Source organism: Escherichia sp. WS1118, assembly GCF_046487695.1.
GTDB lineage: Bacteria > Pseudomonadota > Gammaproteobacteria > Enterobacterales > Enterobacteriaceae > Escherichia > Escherichia coli.
This window is the reverse complement of sequence record NZ_JBJQIZ010000021.1, coordinates 36,191-52,102: the sequence shown is the minus strand read 5'-3', so window position 1 is coordinate 52,102 and position 15,912 is coordinate 36,191. Positions and strand designations below refer to the sequence as shown.

Here is a 15,912-nt window from a genome sequence, read left to right as displayed (position 1 = left end):
GCACGGCTGGGACGGAAGTCGCTGTCGTTCTCAAAATCGGTGGAGCTGCATGACAAAGTCATCGGGCATTATCTGAACATAAAACACTATCAATAAGTTGGAGTCATTACCGCCTTGACCATCAGATAGTTATTTTGGTGCTAGGGATACTGAGTGTGAACAGTTAGCGCGCGTCCTCGCCAGTTAGCTCGCTACGCTCGGTTACACGACGGCTACGAGTACTAGTGATAATTATTGACTGAGGTATGTGCTCTTCCTGTTTCCTTTTTTGATGTGTTGCTCTCATTTTAAACAACTTTGCGGTTTTTTGACTACTTTGCAATTTTGTTGTTGCTTTGCAATAAAATGCAAGATTAAATGAAAATATGCAAAGCAATGATTAAAGGATGTTCAGAATGAGACTCATGGAAACACTTAACCAGTGCATAAACGCTGGTCATGAAATGACGAAGGCTATCGCCATTGCACAGTTTAATGATGACAGCCCGGAAGCGAGGAAAATCACCCGACGCTGGAGAATAGGTGAAGCAGCGGATTTAGTTGGAGTATCTTCTCAGGCTATCAGGGATGCCGAGAAAGCAGGCCGGCTACCGCACCCGGATATGGAAATACGAGGACGGGTTGAGCAACGTGTTGGTTATACAATTGAACAAATTAATCATATGCGTGACGTGTTTGGTACGAGACTACGACGTGCTGAAGACGTATTTCCGCCGGTGATTGGAGTTGCTGCTCATAAAGGGGGCGTTTACAAAACCTCTGTTTCTGTTCATCTTGCTCAGGATCTGGCTCTGAAGGGATTACGTGTTCTGCTCGTGGAAGGTAACGACCCCCAGGGAACAGCATCGATGTATCACGGCTGGGTGCCAGATCTTCATATTCATGCAGAGGATACTCTCCTTCCCTTCTATCTTGGGGAAAAGGACGATGTCACTTATGCAATAAAGCCTACTTGCTGGCCTGGGCTTGACATTATTCCTTCCTGTTTGGCTCTGCACCGCATTGAAACTGAGCTAATGGGCAAATTTGATGAAGGTAAATTGCCCACCGATCCACACCTGATGCTCCGACTGGCCATTGAAACCGTCGCTCATGACTATGATGTCATTGTCATTGACAGCGCGCCTAACCTAGGTATCGGCACGATTAATGTTGTATGTGCTGCTGATGTGTTGATTGTCCCCACGCCTGCTGAGTTGTTCGACTACACTTCCGCTCTGCAGTTTTTCGATATGCTTCGTGATCTGCTCAAAAACGTAGATCTTAAAGGATTCGAGCCTGATGTACGTATTTTGCTTACCAAATACAGTAATAGTAATGGTTCTCAGTCCCCGTGGATGGAGGAGCAAATTCGGGACGCCTGGGGAAGCATGGTCCTAAAAAATGTTGTGCGTGAAACGGATGAAGTTGGTAAAGGTCAGATCCGGATGAGAACTGTTTTTGAACAGGCTATTGATCAACGCTCTTCAACAGGTGCCTGGAGAAATGCCCTTTCTATTTGGGAACCTGTCTGCAATGAAATTTTCGATCGTTTGATTAAACCACGCTGGGAGATTAGATAATGAAGCGTGCGCCTGTCATTCCAAAACATACGATTAAGACTCAACCGCTTGAAGATACTCCGTCATCGGCACCAGCTGCACCGATGGTGGATTCGTTAATTGCGCGCGTAGGAGCTATGGCTCGTGGCAATGCTATTACTTTGCCTGTATGTGGTAGGGACGTGAAATTTACCCTTGAGGTGCTCCGGGGAGATAGTGTTGAGAAGACCTCTCGGGTATGGTCAGGTAATGAACGTGACCAGGAACTGCTTACCGAAGACGCCCTGGATGATCTTATCCCTTCTTTTCTACTGACAGGTCAGCAGACACCAGCATTCGGTCGAAGAGTGTCTGGGGTCATAGAAATTGCCGATGGGAGCCGCCGTCGTAAAGCTGCTGCACTTACAGAAAGTGATTATCGAGTTCTGGTTGGTGAGCTGGATGATGAGCAGATGGCTGCATTGTCCAGATTGGGTAACGATTATAGGCCAACAAGTGCTTATGAACGTGGTCAGCGTTATGCAAGCCGATTGCAGAATGAATTTGCTGGAAATATTTCTGCGCTGGCTGATGCAGAAAATATTTCACGTAAGATTATTACCCGCTGTATCAACACAGCTAAACTGCCTAAATCAGTTGTTGCTCTTTTTTCTCATCCCGGTGAACTATCTGCCCGGTCAGGTGATGCACTTCAAAGAGCTTTTACAGATAAAGAAGAATTACTTAAGCAGCAGGCATCTAACCTTCACGAGCAGAAAAAAGCAGGAGTGATATTTGAAGCTGAAGAAGTCATCACTCTTTTAACGTCTGTGCTTAAAACGTCATCTGCCTCAAGAACTAGCTTAAGCTCACGACATCAGTTTGCTCCTGGAGCGACAGTGTTGTACAAGGGCGATAAAATGGTGTTAAACCTAGATAGATCTCGTATTCCAACTGAGTGTATAGAGAGAATTGAAGCCATTCTTAAGGAACTTGAAAAAGCGGCACTTTGATGCGGCACGTTTTAGTCTACATTTATCTGTCTTTACTTAATTTCCTTTAGCACAGGCTAGAAAACATAACTAACTGGCCTGAATATTATATCTGGGACCACGGTCCCAGTTGTATTGTCGGTCTGATAATCAGTCTGGGACCACGGTCCCACTCATATTGTCGGTCTGATAATCAGTCTGGGACCACGGTCCCACTCATATTGTCGGTCTGATTATCGGTCTGGGACCACGGGCCCACTCATATTGTTAGTCTGCTAATCAGTCTGGGACCGCGGTCCCACTCGTATTGTTGGTCTGCTAATCAGTCTGGGACCACGGTCCCACTCATATTGTCGGTCTGCTAATCAGTCTGGGACCACGGTCCCACTCATATTGTCGGTCTGCTAATCAGTCTGGGACCACGGTCCCACTCATATTGTTGGTCTGATTATCGGTCTGCGACCACGGTCCCACTCATATTGTTAGTCTGATAATCAGTCTGGGACCGCGGTCCCACTCGTATTGTTGGTCTGCTAATCAGTCTGGGACCACGGTCTCACTTGTATTGTCGATCTGATTATCAGCGTGAGACTACGATTCCATTAATGCCTGCCAGTGAGTGTGTGGAACATATCTTGGCCAGTGGCTTGGTCTGTGATGTGCTGCGTATACCGGGTGAACCGCCCCGCCGCTTGTTTGACCGCTATATTCTGCGGGAGTTTTCTTGGAGGCACGGGATGAAATCCGCAGCATGGCGGATGCCCTGGCAAAAATCCGGAAATGATGACGATGGCGGGGAAAATCCCCGCCTTTTTCCTGCCGGTCCCCGGACAGAGCACAAAGGAAGTCGCCGCCGGCTCCGCTTTACCCGGCCATGCGGAGCATGGCCTTGTGGGGGTTCAGTTATGTGGACGTCGAGTCGTGTGCGGGCTGTGCCGTGCCTCCATCTTAGCCGGGCTGGCGTTGATGCAAGGGGCAACGCCGTTTCGCAAACCGCGCTTCACGTCGTTGCGGCGGGTCCCTGCCCGTTGTTCTGTCCGGTGCCATTCACCTGTTTAAGCCCCTGTCGCCGGGGGCTGATACAGCCACAACCGTCTCCGCCAGTCCAGGGGTGAAATGTACATCCCGCAAAACTTTTTGCCCAGAAGCAGGCAAAAACTTTTGCGGTCTGCCCCCGGACAGTCGTTTCCGGCCGTGGCAGTGATGCCCCTTGCGGCGAAGGTTCTCAAAAAGGTGATGGTGAATACCGGAGGGAACAAAAGGCAGGTCCCCGCAAAACGTCAAAACCGCGGCTCCCGAAACTCAAAAGATGATGGGGGCTGAAAACATCAACAGAAGGAGGCACATCATGGCAGTTCGTGGCATTAACAAGGTCATTCTCGTGGGACGCCTGGGAAAAGATCCGGAAGTCCGTTACATCCCCAACGGGGGCGCAGTGGCAAACCTGCAGGTCGCCACGTCGGAAACCTGGCGTGACAAACAGACAGGGGAGATGCGGGAGCAGACAGAATGGCATCGCGTGGTGCTGTTCGGCAAGCTCGCGGAAGTGGCTGGCGAATATCTGCGCAAGGGCGCGCAGGTCTACATCGAAGGTCAGCTTCGCACCCGTAGCTGGGAGGATAACGGTATCACCCGTTACGTCACCGAAATTCTTGTTAAGACCACGGGCACCATGCAGATGCTGGGACGTGCCGCAGGTGCTCAGACTCAGCCGGAAGAGGGGCAACAGTTCAGCGGTCAGCCTCAGCCGGAACCACAGGCGGAGGCCGGTACGAAAAAAGGTGGCGCAAAAACGAAAGGCCGTGGACGTAAGGCCGCGCAGCCGGAGCCTCAGCCGCAACCGCCGGAGGGTGACGATTACGGGTTTTCAGACGATATCCCGTTCTGATCGGGCTGACTGTGATAACCGCCCCGCCCCGCCCCGTTCTGTGCGGGGCATCACCGGAGAGATGAGGATGAGCGAATATTTCAGAATACTTCAGGGGCTGCCTGACGGTCCTTTTACCCGCAAACATGCCGAAGCTGTTGCCGCACAGTACCGGAACGTCTTTATCGAGGATGACCACGGCGAACAGTTTCGCCTGGTTGTCCGTAATAACGGTGCAATAGTCTGGCGTACCTGGAATTTTGAGGACGGTGCCGGGTACTGGATGAACCATGTCATCAGGGATTTCGGGATTCTTAAGTAAGAGAGGTGCCCGACGCGCGAACGTCCGCCGCAGATTATCGCAGCCCTGAATAAGGCAGGGCTGTCCGGTGCCGCACGGGACGCGGAGAAGATGAAGAAAGGTGATGCGGCTGAACATGCAGAGCACCATATGAAAGACAACCGCTGGGTTCCAGGCTGGATGTGTGCACCACGCCCACAGACGGATGCCACTGAACGCACCGATAACCTGGCTGATGCCGCCTGATGAACAACCACACCGCCCCGCCGGAGACGGGGCGGCAGCAAGGGAGATACCGTGATGAAAACTGAACTGACCCTGAATGTATTACAGACCATGAACACACAGGAATATGAAGATATCCGGGCTGCCGGAAGTGATGAACGCCGTGAGCTGACTCACGCCGTGATGCGGGAGCTGGATGCGCCGGATAACTGGACGATGAACGGCGAGTACGGCAGCGAGTTTGGCGGCTTTTTCCCCGTCCAGGTCCGTTTCACGCCTGCCCACGAACGTTTTCACCTGGCGTTATGTTCACCGGGCGATGTCTCTCAGGTCTGGGTGCTGGTTCTGGTGAATGCCGGTGGTGAGCCGTTTGCGGTGGTTCAGGTACAGCGGCGGTTTGCACCGGAAGCTGTCAGCCATTCACTGGCACTGGCGGCGTCACTGGACGCGCAGGGGTACAGCGTCAGTGACATCATCCATATCCTGATGGCGGAAGGAAGTCAGGCATGAGCGCACGTTCACAGGCACTGGTTCCTCTCAGCACAGAGCAACAGGCCGCATGGCGGGCGGTGGCGGAGACCGAAAAACGCCGCCATCAGGGTAACACGCTGGCTGAATATCCGTATGCGGGGGCGTTTTTCCGCTGTCTGAACGGAAGCCGCAGGATATCGCTGTCTGACCTGCGATTTTTCATGCCGTCCCTGACCGCAGAAGAACTGCACGGCAACCGTCTTCAGTGGCTGTATGCCATCGATGTGCTGATTGAAACACAGGGCGAGGTTTGCCTCCTTCCCCTTCCAGGCGATGCAGCAGAACGCTTGTTCCCGTCGGTGCGGTTTCGTGTCAGGGAACGCAGTCGCCATAAATCCGCGCTGGTCATGCAGAAGTACAGCCGCCAGCAGGCGAGGGAGGCAGAGCAGAAAGCCCGTGCGTACCAGGCGCTGGTCGCTCAGGCTGAAATCGAACTGGCATTCCATTCGCCGGAAACAGTCGGAAGCTGGTATGCACGCTGGAGTGACCGGGTGGCAGAGCATGACCTGGAAACCCTGTTCTGGCAGTGGGGCGAGCGTTTTCCGTCACTGGCCGGAATGGAACGCTGGCAGTGGCAGGATATGCCATTCTGGCAGGTCATCGCAGAGGCTGGTATGGCGGCAAGGGTGGTCGGTCATGCTGTTCGTGAGATGGAGCGGTGGATGGTGCCGAACAAACTCCGGGAGGCAGCGTGATGCGGCAACAATCACACGGATTTCCCGTGAACGGTCTGAATGAGCGGATTATTTTCAGGGAAAGTGAGTGTGGTCAGCGTGCAGGTATATGGGCTATGATGTGCCCGGCGCTTGAGGCTTTCTGCCTCATGACGTGAAGGTGGTTTGTTGCCGTGTTGTGTGGCAGAAAGAAGATAGCCCCGTAGTAAGTTAATTTTCATTAACCACCACGAGGCATCCCTATGTCTAGTCCACATCAGGATAGCCTCTTACCGCGCTTTGCGCAAGGAGAAGAAGGCCATGAAACTACCACGAAGTTCCCTTGTCTGGTGTGTGTTGATCGTGTGTCTCACACTGTTGATATTCACTTATCTGACACGAAAATCGCTGTGCGAGATTCGTTACAGAGACGGACACAGGGAGGTGGCGGCTTTCATGGCTTACGAATCCGGTAAGTAGCAACCTGGAGGCGGGCGCAGGCCCGCCTTTTCAGGACTGATGCTGGTCTGACTACTGAAGCGCCTTTATAAAGGGGCTGCTGGTTCGCCGGTAGCCCCTTTCTCCTTGCTGATGTTGTACGGGCATGAACAACCTGACTTCAGGAAGGTCGTTTCCCTTCAGGAACGGGGATGAACGCGCGCCTGCGGCGCCCGTTCTTTTCCCCCGCCTTCTCTGGTTATGGCCTGTCAGAAATCACATCACCTTCCCTGTGATTATTCTCTTTTTCTTCCTGCTCTGATTCTGACTACTGCAGTGTTGTCCTGTCTGCCGGGCGTACCTTCGGCTCCCGGCTGCCTGGCGGCATCCGGTCGTCAGGCCCGACTCCGACAGGCAGCTGCTGGCGCACCTGCCAGTCTCCGCCGAACCCGCTGGCGCGGTTTCGGGCTGTCGCTACGGTCCGATGCGTGAAAACCCCTGGCTTGCAGCGACCGTTCCGGTCGCGCCGCCTCTGTCGCGCCGTGACCTGCGCTCCCGGCATCCCGGCAAAAGGCGCCGGGATGTAAGGCGCAACGCCGTTTCGCAAACCGCGCTTCACGTCGTTGCGGCGGGTCCCTGCCCGTTGTTGTGTCCGGTGCCATTCACCAGTTTAAGCCCCTGTCGCCGGGGGCATAGACAGCCACAACCGTCTCCGCCAGTCCAGGGGTGAAATGCACATCCCGCAAAACTTTTTGCCCAGAAGCAGGCAAAAACTTTTGCGGTCTGCCCCCGGACAGTCGTTTCCGGCCGTGGCAGTGATGCCCCATGCGGCGAAGGTTCTCAAACAGGTGATGGTGAATACCGGAGGGAACAAAAGGCAGGTCCCCGCAAAACGTCAAAACCGCGGCTCCCGAAACTCAACAGATGATGGGGGCTGAAAACCAGAGAGAGGAGAAAGCAGGATGAGTACCCGAAATATCCACGTTAACACCGCGTCGTACACGCTTCTTGTTGCCGGGAAGAAAAAAAACACCGGGGAAGAGTGGGACGTCCTGGAATTCAGCAGCCTGACTGAGCTGAAAAAATATCGCAAAAGACACCCGGAAAAGATGGCCTTCAGTTATAGCTACGCGCTCAGTCAGGGTGTGGATAAGCAGTTCCGCCATATCAACATTGCGGAAGCCGATCACTTCAAACAGTTCCTGCGTCAGATTAAGCGTGCCGGCCTCGATATCCGGGCGATCTGCTGACCGGATGTGATGAATATCCCTCCTGATTGTTGCAATCTTGTTAATGGAGATCGGGGGGATGATATTAAGCGGAAAAATTTTTTATTAAATTTATTCTTTCATAAAGGAGTAGCTGTTATGCGATTAGCTTCCCGTTTTGGTCGGTATAATTCCATCCGCCGTGAACGTCCTTTAACGGATGATGAATTAATGCAGTTCGTGCCTTCGGTATTTTCCGGTGATAAACATGAGTCCCGGAGTGAACGTTATACGTATATTCCAACAATCAATATCATCAATAAGTTACGTGATGAAGGTTTCCAGCCATTCTTTGCCTGTCAGAGTCGGATTCGTGATTTGGGACGTCGCGAATACAGTAAACATATGTTACGTCTTCGCAGGGAAGGGCATATTAACGGACAGGAAGTTCCTGAAATTATCCTGCTTAATTCACATGATGGTTCATCCAGTTATCAGATGATCCCCGGAATTTTTCGTTTTGTCTGCACAAATGGCCTGGTGTGCGGAAATAATTTTGGCGAAATCCGCGTTCCACATAAAGGTGATATTGTCGGGCAGGTTATCGAGGGAGCGTATGAAGTGCTCGGTGTCTTTGATAAGGTCACTGATAATATGGAGGCGATGAAAGAAATTCATCTTAACAGTGACGAGCAACATTTATTTGGCAGAGCTGCACTGATGGTCAGGTATGAAGATGAAAATAAAACGCCAGTGACACCTGAACAGATAATTACTCCCCGTCGTCGGGAAGACAAACAGAACGATCTCTGGACAACCTGGCAGCGGGTTCAGGAGAATATGATAAAAGGTGGATTATCGGGGCGAAGTGCCTCCGGGAAAAATACCAGGACAAGAGCCATTACAGGTATTGATGGTGATATAAGAATCAACAAGGCGTTATGGGTGATTGCCGAACAGTTCAGAAAGTGGAAGTCATGATAATATAAGTAAAGCCCCGAAAAAATTTTCGGGGCTTTACTTATATTATCATTTTTCGGCATTGCTGTGTCGTCTGATATACCTCAATTTCATCAACCGGATTTCCGGTTGTCTGTAAATATTGTGCCCGCGAAAAATGGTCTGGCAGGAGGCTGCACAGTTACCGGGTATATATAAGATGGGTTCCCGCTTCGCGGGGCTTCGGCCAGTCAGTATTGTCACTCATATGATATTTTTGTGTGTGGCCTTCCATGCCGCTTTTGCGGCATAACCGGTATCTGACAATGTCTGTAAGATTAATTGTTCTGCACGCTGTTAATTTCCGGAAGTGATTTCTTCGTGGCCGGAAGCCGGATACCTTTACTGCTTTTTATCCCAGTATAAATCCGGTAAACATCTGATGCGTAGGCAAGACGTCTCTGGTTCTGGCGTTCGGTTTTCCTGAATCCGGCATTGTATGCACCAACGGCCTCCCAGGTGACGCCCCATTTTTTAAATGCTATTGCCAGATAATAAGCACCGGTATAAATGTTCATGCAGGGATCTGTTGTCAGATGTTCTGGCTTAATTCCGTAGCGGGCCAGTTCGTTAAAATGCTGGGAATCTACCTGCATCAGTCCGCTGCCATATCCCGTTACCGGATTAATACCGATGGCATTAACCCGGTAACGGGATTCTTGCCATGATATTGCTCTCAGTAAATCAGGATCTATTTTGTAATCCCGGCCTGCAAGATCAAAGCAATCAGTGGCCTGGCAGATCTCATTTATAAACATCAGGCAGATGGCTAACATCCATTTTTTCATTTTTCCACCTCTGGTGACTTTATCCGTAAATAATTTAACCCACTCCACAAAAAGGCTCAACAGGTTGGTGGTTCTCACCACCAAAAGCACCACACCCCACGCAAAAACAAGTTTTTGCTGATTTTTCTTTATAAATAGAGAGTTATGAAAAATTAGTTTCTCTTACTCTCTTTATGATATTTAAAAAAGCGGTGTCGGCGCGGCTACAACAACGCGCCGACACCGCTTTGTAGGGGTGGTACTGACTATTTTTATAAAAAACATTATTTTATATTAGGGGTGCTGCTAGCGGCGCGGTGTGTTTTTTTATAGGATACCGCTAGGGGCGCTGCTAGCGGTGCGTCCCTGTTTGCATTATGAATTTTAGTGTTTCGAAATTAACTTTATTTTATGTTCAAAAAAGGTAATCTCTAATGGCTAAGGTGAACCTGTATATCAGCAATGATGCCTATGAAAAAATAAATGCGATTATTGAGAAGCGTCGACAGGAAGGGGCAAGGGAAAAAGATGTCAGTTTTTCAGCAACAGCTTCAATGCTTCTTGAACTGGGGCTTCGTGTACATGAGGCTCAGATGGAGCGTAAAGAGTCTGCATTTAATCAGACTGAGTTTAATAAATTGCTTCTTGAATGCGTTGTAAAAACACAATCATCAGTAGCGAAAATTTTGGGTATTGAGTCTCTCAGTCCTCATGTCTCCGGAAATCCAAAGTTTGAATATGCCAATATGGTTGAAGATATCAGGGAGAAGGTATCATCTGAGATGGAACGATTTTTTCCAAAAAATGATGATGAATAAAAGAAATTTGACTTCGTTCAAATATCAGAGTTTTTATGATTTAAAAAGGTGACAGTACGAAAGATAATTAGTATATTAATTACGTGGTTAATGCCACGTTAAAATTTGAATTTGAAAATCGCCGATGCAGGGAGTTCTCTCCTCCCTGCATCGACTGTCCATAGAATCCTTTGTGAGGAGGTTCCTATGTATCCGATGGATCGTATTCAACAAAAACATGCTCGTCAAATAGATCTGCTGGAAAATCTGACGGCAGTTATTCAGGATTATCCAAATCCAGCCTGTATCAGGGACGAAACTGGAAAATTTATTTTTTGCAATACGCTGTTTCATGAGTCATTTCTTACACAAGATCAAAGTGCTGAAAAATGGCTTCTGTCGCAGAGAGATTTTTGTGAATTGATCTCTGTCACAGAGATGGAAGCATACAGGAATGAGCATACGCATCTTAATCTTGTAGAGGATGTTTTTATTCAGAACAGATTCTGGACAATATCTGTCCAGTCATTTCTTAATGGACACAGAAATATTATTCTGTGGCAATTTTATGATGCTGCTCATGTTCGTCATAAAGACAGTTATAATCAAAAAACGATTGTCAGTGATGATATCATAAATATAATCAGAAGAATGAGTGATGATTCTTCTGTATCATCATATGTAAATGATGTCTTTTACTTATATAGCACCGGAATCAGTCATAATGCTATAGCAAGAATATTAAATATATCCATCTCCACATCAAAGAAACACGCATCTCTGATATGCGACTACTTCTCTGTTTCTAATAAAGATGAGTTAATTATCTTACTCTACAATAAAAAGTTTATTTATTATTTATACGAGAAGGCTATGTGTATCATAAATACGCGTTAATAAGGTGTTAATAAAATATAGACTTTCCGTCTATTTACCTTTTCTGATTATTCTGTAAACATAAGTGGTAACCAGAAGATAAACAGCGGGAGGTGTTATTGAAAAGATTTGGTACACGTTCTGCAACAGGTAAGATGGTAAAACTAAAATTACCTGTAGATGTGGAAAGTCTATTAATTGAGGCAAGTAACAGAAGCGGAAGAAGTCGATCGTTTGAGGCAGTAATAAGACTTAAAGATCATCTTCACCGCTATCCAAAGTTTAACAGGGCAGGGAATATCTATGGTAAGTCGCTGGTTAAGTATCTGACAATGCGTCTGGATGATGAAACTAACCAGCTACTTATTGCAGCCAAAAATCGTAGTGGATGGTGTAAAACAGATGAGGCTGCAGACAGAGTTATTGATCATTTGATCAAGTTTCCTGATTTTTATAACTCGGAGATATTCAGGGAGGCAGATAAAGAGGAAGATATAACATTTAATACACTCTAGTTTTATTCATTTATCCGAAATTGAGGTAACTTATGAATGCTGTTTTAAGTGTTCAGGGTGCTTCTGCGCCCGTCAAAAAGAAGTCGTTTTTTTCTAAATTCACTCGTCTGAATATGCTTCGCCTGGCTCGCGCAGTGATCCCGGCTGCTGTTCTGATGATGTTCTTCCCGCAGCTGGCGATGGCCGCCGGCAGCAGTGGTCAGGACCTGATGGCAAGCGGTAACACCACGGTTAAGGCGACCTTCGGTAAGGACTCCAGTGTTGTTAAATGGGTTGTTCTGGCTGAAGTTCTGGTCGGTGCTGTCATGTACATGATGACCAAAAACGTCAAGTTCCTGGCCGGTTTTGCCATCATCTCTGTATTTATTGCTGTGGGTATGGCCGTCGTTGGCCTCTGACAGGAAATAAAACGATGTCGGGAGACGAGAATAAACTTAAGAAATATCGTTTCCCGGAAACACTGACCAACCAGAGCCGCTGGTTTGGCCTGCCACTGGATGAACTGATCCCCGCAGCAATCTGTATTGGCTGGGGTATCACAACATCGAAATATCTGTTCGGTATTGGTGCAGCGGTTCTGGTTTATTTCGGGATTAAAAAACTGAAAAAAGGGCGGGGCAGTTCCTGGTTACGTGACCTGATTTACTGGTATATGCCAACAGCCCTGCTGCGCGGTATTTTTCATAATGTTCCCGATTCGTGTTTCCGGCAGTGGATTAAATAGAACTGATACCAGGATTGTTATATGGAACACGGTGCCCGTTTAAGTACCAGTCGTGTAATGGCCATCGCCTTTATATTTATGTCAGTGCTTATTGTTCTCAGCCTCTCTGTTAACGTCATTCAGGGGGTGAATAACTACCGTCTTCAGAATGAGCAACGCACTGCCGTGACGCCAATGGCATTTAATGCCCCCTTTGCCGTGTCACAGAACAGTGCCGACGCCTCTTATTTACAGCAGATGGCGCTGTCATTTATTGCCCTCCGTCTGAATGTTTCATCAGAAACCGTCGATGCCTCACATCAGGCGCTTCTGCAATATATCCGCCCGGGCGCACAGAACCAGATGAAAGTTATTCTGGCTGAAGAAGCGAAGCGTATTAAAAACGATAACGTGAACTCAGCCTTTTTCCAGACCAGTGTTCGTGTCTGGCCTCAGTATGGCCGTGTGGAAATTCGAGGTGTGCTTAAAACCTGGATTGGTGATTCAAAACCTTTCACTGATATCAAACATTACATCCTTATTCTGAAGCGGGAAAACGGGGTGACCTGGCTGGATAATTTCGGGGAAACAGACGATGAGAAAAAATAATACGGCAATAATATTCGGCAGCCTGTTTTTTTCCTGCAGCGTGATGGCCGCAAACGGTACGCTGGCCCCCACCGTGGTGCCAATGGTGAACGGTGGTCAGGCCAGTATTGCCATCAGCAATACCAGCCCGAATCTGTTTACCGTTCCCGGTGACCGGATTATCGCCGTGAACAGTCTGGATGGTGCCCTGACCAATAATGAGCAGACCGCCTCCGGCGGTGTGGTGGTTGCCACCGTCAACAAAAAGCCCTTTACGTTCATTCTGGAAACAGAACGTGGTCTGAATCTTTCCATTCAGGCCGTTCCCCGTGAAGGCGCGGGGCGTACCATTCAGCTGGTCAGTGACCTGCGCGGAACCGGAGAAGAAGCCGGTGCGTGGGAAACGTCCACGCCTTACGAATCCCTGCTTGTGACCATCAGCCAGGCCGTCCGTGGCGGAAAATTACCCGCAGGCTGGTATCAGGTCCCAGTGACAAAGGAAACCCTGCAGGCCCCGGCGGGGCTGTCTTCAGTGGCAGATGCCGTATGGACGGGGAATCACCTGAAGATGGTCCGCTTTGCCGTGGAAAATAAAACGCTGTCTGCCCTGAATATCCGGGAAAGTGACTTCTGGCAGCCGGGAACCCGTGCCGTGATGTTCAGCCAGCCTGCCAGCCAGTTACTGGCAGGTGCGCGCATGGATGTGTATGTCATCCGTGACGGGGAGGGCAACTGATGGCCAGTATCAATACCATTGTGAAACGCAAGCAGTACCTGTGGCTGGGGATTGTGGTTGTCGGTACAGCCTCCGCGATTGGTGGGGCACTGTATCTGTCTGATGTGGACATGTCCGGTAACGGTGAAACCGTGGCTGAACAGGAGCCTGTGCCGGATATGACCGGTGTGGTGGATACGACCTTTGATGACAAGGTGCGTCAGCATGCCACCACCGAGATGCAGGTGACGGCAGCGCAGATGCAGAAGCAGTATGAGGAAATCCGTCGTGAGCTGGATGTTCTGAACAAACAGCGCGGTGATGACCAGCGTCGTATTGAAAAGTTGGGACAGGACAATGCCGCCCTGGCAGAGCAGGTAAAAGCCCTGGGTGCTAATCCCGTCACGGCGACCGGTGAGCCTGTACCGCAGATGCCTGCCTCACCGCCCGGCCCGGAAGGCGAACCACAGCCAGGAAACACCCCCGTATCCTTCCCGCCGCAGGGCAGCGTTGCTGTTCCACCGCCGACGGCGTTTTATCCCGGGAATGGTGTCACGCCACCACCACAGGTGACGTACCAGTCTGTGCCGGTGCCTAACCGGATACAGCGTAAGGTGTTTACCCGTAATGAGGGAAAACAGGGACCATCACTGCCGTACATTCCGTCAGGAAGTTTTGCGAAAGCCATGCTGATTGAAGGGGCGGATGCCAATGCCTCTGTCACCGGTAATGAATCCACGGTGCCGATGCAGCTGCGTATCACCGGCCTGGTGGAAATGCCGAACAGCAAGACGTATGACGCAACGGGATGTTTTGTTGGTCTGGAAGCCTGGGGGGATGTGTCCAGTGAGCGTGCCATTGTACGTACCCGCAATATCAGCTGCCTGAAGGACGGCAAAACTATTGATATGCCGATTAAGGGGCATGTCAGCTTCCGGGGTAAAAACGGTATCAAGGGCGAAGTGGTGATGCGTAACGGCAAAATCCTCGGCTGGGCATGGGGCGCGGGATTTGTTGACGGTATCGGTCAGGGAATGGAGCGCGCCTCCCAGCCGGCTGTCGGGCTGGGTGCCACTGCTGCTTACGGGGCCGGCGATGTCCTTAAAATGGGTATCGGTGGCGGCGCATCGAAAGCCGCACAGACGCTCAGTGACTACTACATCAAACGTGCCGAACAGTATCACCCGGTGATACCGATTGGTGCGGGCAACGAAGTGACCGTGGTGTTCCAGGACGGCTTCCAGCTGAAAACCGTGGAAGAGATGGCGCTGGAACGCACGCAGAGCAGAGCGGAAGAAGACAATCCGGAAAGTCCGGTTCCTGTTCCGCCATCAGCTGAAAGTCATCTTAACGGCTTTAATACTGACCAGATGCTGAAGCAGCTGGGCAACCTGAATCCGCAGCAGTTTATGTCCGGCAGTCAGGGAGGGGGCAATGATGGCAAATAATACGTCGTCCCGTCAGGCGGGCCATGCCGCCCGGTATGTTGTCGCCCGGGTTCTGCGAGGACTGTTCTGGTGTCTGAAGTACACCGTCATTCTGCCACTGGCCACAATGGCCCTGATGGCTCTGTTTGTTTTATGGAAGGACAACACCACGCCGGGGAAATTACTGGTTAAGGAGATTAACTTCGTAAGACAAACAGCACCTGCCGGACAGTTCCCGGTCAGTGAATGCTGGTTTTCTTCCTCTGATTCTTCAGGCAGATCAGAAATACAGGATATCTGCCATTACCGCGCGGCTGATGCTGCAGATTATGTCAGGGAGACTGACCGGTCACTGATGCAACTGGTCACCGCATTATGGGCAACACTGGCACTGATGTATGTCTCGCTGGCAGCGATCACCGGGAAATATCCGGTGCGACCCGGAAAAATGAAATGTATCCGGGTGGTAACCGCAGATGAACATCTGAAGGAAGTTTATACGGAAGACGCTTCCCTGCCGGGAAAAATCAGGAAATGCCCTGTTTATCTTCCTGATGACAGAACAAACAGAAACAACGGAGATAAAAATGAACATGCGTAATATTAATGTTATTACAGCCCTCTCTGTGCCGGGTAAAACCGTGTCAGATGATTTTATGCATGCTGTTCTCAGTAACTGCGCCACAAGAATCGTACTTCCTGCACCGGAGAAATTCGGTTCTGAGTCATTGCCGGACAATTTTAATATGACTGCTGTCGGTGTGATGAAGAATTCAGAAATATAAGGAAC

The 15,912-nt window shown here is 49.8% G+C and carries 24 protein-coding genes and 6 pseudogenes; 26 read left to right on the top strand and 4 right to left on the bottom strand.

The window, feature by feature from the left end:
• The 4 genes and pseudogenes from ACJHYO_RS22835 to ACJHYO_RS22820 all read left to right on the top strand — a co-directional run.
• A partial coding sequence (locus tag ACJHYO_RS22835; RefSeq protein WP_000851394.1) for an IS1 family transposase occupies positions 1-96 on the top strand: 96 nt, incomplete at its 5' end.
• A 299-nt stretch (positions 97-395) separates the two neighbouring features.
• Complete coding sequence (sopA, locus tag ACJHYO_RS22830; RefSeq protein ID WP_001238646.1) at positions 396-1,562, top strand: plasmid-partitioning protein SopA; 1,167 nt, start codon at positions 396-398, stop codon at positions 1,560-1,562.
• On the top strand, positions 1,562-2,533 hold the full coding sequence (locus ACJHYO_RS22825) for a ParB/RepB/Spo0J family plasmid partition protein (RefSeq protein ID WP_000817028.1): 972 nt from the start codon (positions 1,562-1,564) through the stop codon (positions 2,531-2,533). Before sopA ends, ACJHYO_RS22825 begins: the two co-directional genes overlap by 1 nt.
• A gap of 593 nt (positions 2,534-3,126) precedes the next feature.
• Positions 3,127-3,296: pseudogene (locus ACJHYO_RS22820) on the top strand (hypothetical protein); the annotation flags it as partial.
• Between the two features lie 182 nt (positions 3,297-3,478).
• On the opposite strand, the pseudogene ACJHYO_RS22815 reads toward ACJHYO_RS22820, so the two are convergent.
• Positions 3,479-3,559, bottom strand: a pseudogene (locus ACJHYO_RS22815) (hypothetical protein); the annotation flags it as partial.
• Between the two features lie 69 nt (positions 3,560-3,628).
• Here ACJHYO_RS22815 and ACJHYO_RS22810 point away from each other — a divergent pair.
• The 6 genes and pseudogenes from ACJHYO_RS22810 (at position 3,629) to ACJHYO_RS22785 (ending at position 6,174) form a co-directional block, all read left to right on the top strand.
• Positions 3,629-3,835, top strand: coding sequence for a hypothetical protein (locus ACJHYO_RS22810; RefSeq protein ID WP_000275856.1), 207 nt, complete (start codon positions 3,629-3,631; stop codon positions 3,833-3,835).
• A gap of 25 nt (positions 3,836-3,860) precedes the next feature.
• Complete coding sequence (locus ACJHYO_RS22805) at positions 3,861-4,400, top strand: single-stranded DNA-binding protein (RefSeq protein WP_000290840.1); 540 nt, start codon at positions 3,861-3,863, stop codon at positions 4,398-4,400.
• Positions 4,401-4,467: 67 nt separating this feature from the next.
• Positions 4,468-4,701 (top strand): DUF905 family protein, encoded by a 234-nt coding sequence (locus tag ACJHYO_RS22800; protein WP_000005987.1) that lies wholly within the window; start codon positions 4,468-4,470, stop codon positions 4,699-4,701.
• 21 nt (positions 4,702-4,722) lie between these two features.
• Positions 4,723-4,926 (top strand): annotated as a pseudogene (locus ACJHYO_RS22795) (hypothetical protein); the annotation flags it as partial.
• Between the two features lie 54 nt (positions 4,927-4,980).
• Positions 4,981-5,415, top strand: a complete 435-nt coding sequence (gene psiB / locus ACJHYO_RS22790; protein ID WP_000845936.1) for a conjugation system SOS inhibitor PsiB — start codon at positions 4,981-4,983, stop codon at positions 5,413-5,415.
• Positions 5,412-6,174: pseudogene (locus ACJHYO_RS22785) on the top strand (plasmid SOS inhibition protein A). The gene psiB and the pseudogene ACJHYO_RS22785 overlap by 4 nt, the downstream one beginning before the upstream one ends.
• Here ACJHYO_RS22785 and ACJHYO_RS22780 read toward each other — a convergent pair.
• On the bottom strand, positions 6,143-6,331 hold the full coding sequence (locus ACJHYO_RS22780) for a hypothetical protein (RefSeq protein WP_001299721.1): 189 nt from the start codon (positions 6,329-6,331) through the stop codon (positions 6,143-6,145). The pseudogene ACJHYO_RS22785 and the gene ACJHYO_RS22780 overlap by 32 nt on opposite strands.
• Before the next feature lie 21 nt (positions 6,332-6,352).
• On the opposite strand from ACJHYO_RS22780, the pseudogene mok reads away from it, so the two are divergent.
• The 3 genes and pseudogenes from mok to ACJHYO_RS22765 form a co-directional block, all read left to right on the top strand.
• A pseudogene (gene mok / locus ACJHYO_RS22775) lies at positions 6,353-6,502 on the top strand (plasmid maintenance protein Mok); the annotation flags it as partial.
• Positions 6,444-6,569: a type I toxin-antitoxin system Hok family toxin gene (locus ACJHYO_RS22770; protein ID WP_001372321.1), complete on the top strand. Its 126-nt coding sequence runs from the start codon at positions 6,444-6,446 to the stop codon at positions 6,567-6,569. The pseudogene mok and the gene ACJHYO_RS22770, both read left to right, overlap by 59 nt.
• Before the next feature lie 219 nt (positions 6,570-6,788).
• Entirely contained in the window at positions 6,789-7,019 is a 231-nt protein-coding gene (locus ACJHYO_RS22765; RefSeq protein WP_071586998.1) for a hypothetical protein, read from the top strand.
• On the opposite strand, the pseudogene ACJHYO_RS22760 reads toward ACJHYO_RS22765, so the two are convergent.
• Positions 7,017-7,189, bottom strand: a pseudogene (locus tag ACJHYO_RS22760) (hypothetical protein); the annotation flags it as partial. The gene ACJHYO_RS22765 and the pseudogene ACJHYO_RS22760 sit on opposite strands and share 3 nt — an antisense overlap.
• Positions 7,190-7,258: 69 nt before the next feature.
• Here ACJHYO_RS22760 and ACJHYO_RS22755 point away from each other — a divergent pair.
• From ACJHYO_RS22755 to ACJHYO_RS22745, 3 genes are all read left to right on the top strand, one after another.
• On the top strand, positions 7,259-7,465 hold the full coding sequence (locus ACJHYO_RS22755) for a hypothetical protein (protein WP_000547968.1): 207 nt from the start codon (positions 7,259-7,261) through the stop codon (positions 7,463-7,465).
• A 24-nt stretch (positions 7,466-7,489) separates the two neighbouring features.
• Positions 7,490-7,777, top strand: a complete 288-nt coding sequence (locus ACJHYO_RS22750) for a hypothetical protein (protein WP_063121090.1) — start codon at positions 7,490-7,492, stop codon at positions 7,775-7,777.
• 117 nt (positions 7,778-7,894) lie between these two features.
• On the top strand, positions 7,895-8,716 hold the full coding sequence (locus ACJHYO_RS22745) for a DUF932 domain-containing protein (protein WP_001234426.1): 822 nt from the start codon (positions 7,895-7,897) through the stop codon (positions 8,714-8,716).
• A 296-nt stretch (positions 8,717-9,012) separates the two neighbouring features.
• Here ACJHYO_RS22745 and ACJHYO_RS22740 read toward each other — a convergent pair whose 3' ends face one another.
• Positions 9,013-9,603 (bottom strand): transglycosylase SLT domain-containing protein, encoded by a 591-nt coding sequence (locus tag ACJHYO_RS22740; protein WP_001376243.1) that lies wholly within the window; start codon positions 9,601-9,603, stop codon positions 9,013-9,015.
• 332 nt (positions 9,604-9,935) lie between these two features.
• Between ACJHYO_RS22740 and traM the strand changes: the two genes are divergently transcribed.
• From traM to ACJHYO_RS22690, 10 genes are all read left to right on the top strand, one after another.
• Complete coding sequence (gene traM / locus ACJHYO_RS22735; RefSeq protein ID WP_001151524.1) at positions 9,936-10,319, top strand: conjugal transfer relaxosome DNA-binding protein TraM; 384 nt, start codon at positions 9,936-9,938, stop codon at positions 10,317-10,319.
• Between the two features lie 186 nt (positions 10,320-10,505).
• Positions 10,506-11,195: a conjugal transfer transcriptional regulator TraJ gene (gene traJ, locus ACJHYO_RS22730; RefSeq protein ID WP_410232577.1), complete on the top strand. Its 690-nt coding sequence runs from the start codon at positions 10,506-10,508 to the stop codon at positions 11,193-11,195.
• Between the two features lie 98 nt (positions 11,196-11,293).
• Positions 11,294-11,689: a conjugal transfer relaxosome DNA-bindin protein TraY gene (traY, locus tag ACJHYO_RS22725; RefSeq protein WP_001309237.1), complete on the top strand. Its 396-nt coding sequence runs from the start codon at positions 11,294-11,296 to the stop codon at positions 11,687-11,689.
• A gap of 32 nt (positions 11,690-11,721) precedes the next feature.
• Positions 11,722-12,087: a type IV conjugative transfer system pilin TraA gene (gene traA / locus ACJHYO_RS22720; protein WP_000994779.1), complete on the top strand. Its 366-nt coding sequence runs from the start codon at positions 11,722-11,724 to the stop codon at positions 12,085-12,087.
• Between the two features lie 14 nt (positions 12,088-12,101).
• Positions 12,102-12,413, top strand: a complete 312-nt coding sequence (gene traL / locus ACJHYO_RS22715) for a type IV conjugative transfer system protein TraL (RefSeq protein WP_000012106.1) — start codon at positions 12,102-12,104, stop codon at positions 12,411-12,413.
• Between the two features lie 21 nt (positions 12,414-12,434).
• A complete protein-coding gene (gene traE, locus ACJHYO_RS22710) occupies positions 12,435-13,001 on the top strand; it encodes a type IV conjugative transfer system protein TraE (protein WP_000399792.1) in 567 nt (188 codons plus the stop codon).
• Entirely contained in the window at positions 12,988-13,716 is a 729-nt protein-coding gene (gene traK / locus ACJHYO_RS22705) for a type-F conjugative transfer system secretin TraK (protein ID WP_001230787.1), read from the top strand. Before traE ends, traK begins: the two co-directional genes overlap by 14 nt.
• A complete protein-coding gene (gene traB, locus ACJHYO_RS22700) occupies positions 13,716-15,143 on the top strand; it encodes an F-type conjugal transfer pilus assembly protein TraB (protein ID WP_000146685.1) in 1,428 nt (475 codons plus the stop codon). The genes traK and traB overlap by 1 nt, the downstream gene beginning before the upstream one ends.
• Positions 15,133-15,723, top strand: a complete 591-nt coding sequence (gene traP / locus ACJHYO_RS22695) for a conjugal transfer pilus-stabilizing protein TraP (RefSeq protein WP_001376242.1) — start codon at positions 15,133-15,135, stop codon at positions 15,721-15,723. The genes traB and traP overlap by 11 nt, the downstream gene beginning before the upstream one ends.
• Positions 15,710-15,907 carry a conjugal transfer protein TrbD gene (locus ACJHYO_RS22690; protein ID WP_001324648.1) on the top strand — a complete coding sequence of 66 codons (198 nt, stop codon included), beginning with the start codon at positions 15,710-15,712 and terminating at the stop codon, positions 15,905-15,907. The genes traP and ACJHYO_RS22690 overlap by 14 nt, the downstream gene beginning before the upstream one ends.
• Positions 15,908-15,912: the final 5 nt, after the last annotated feature.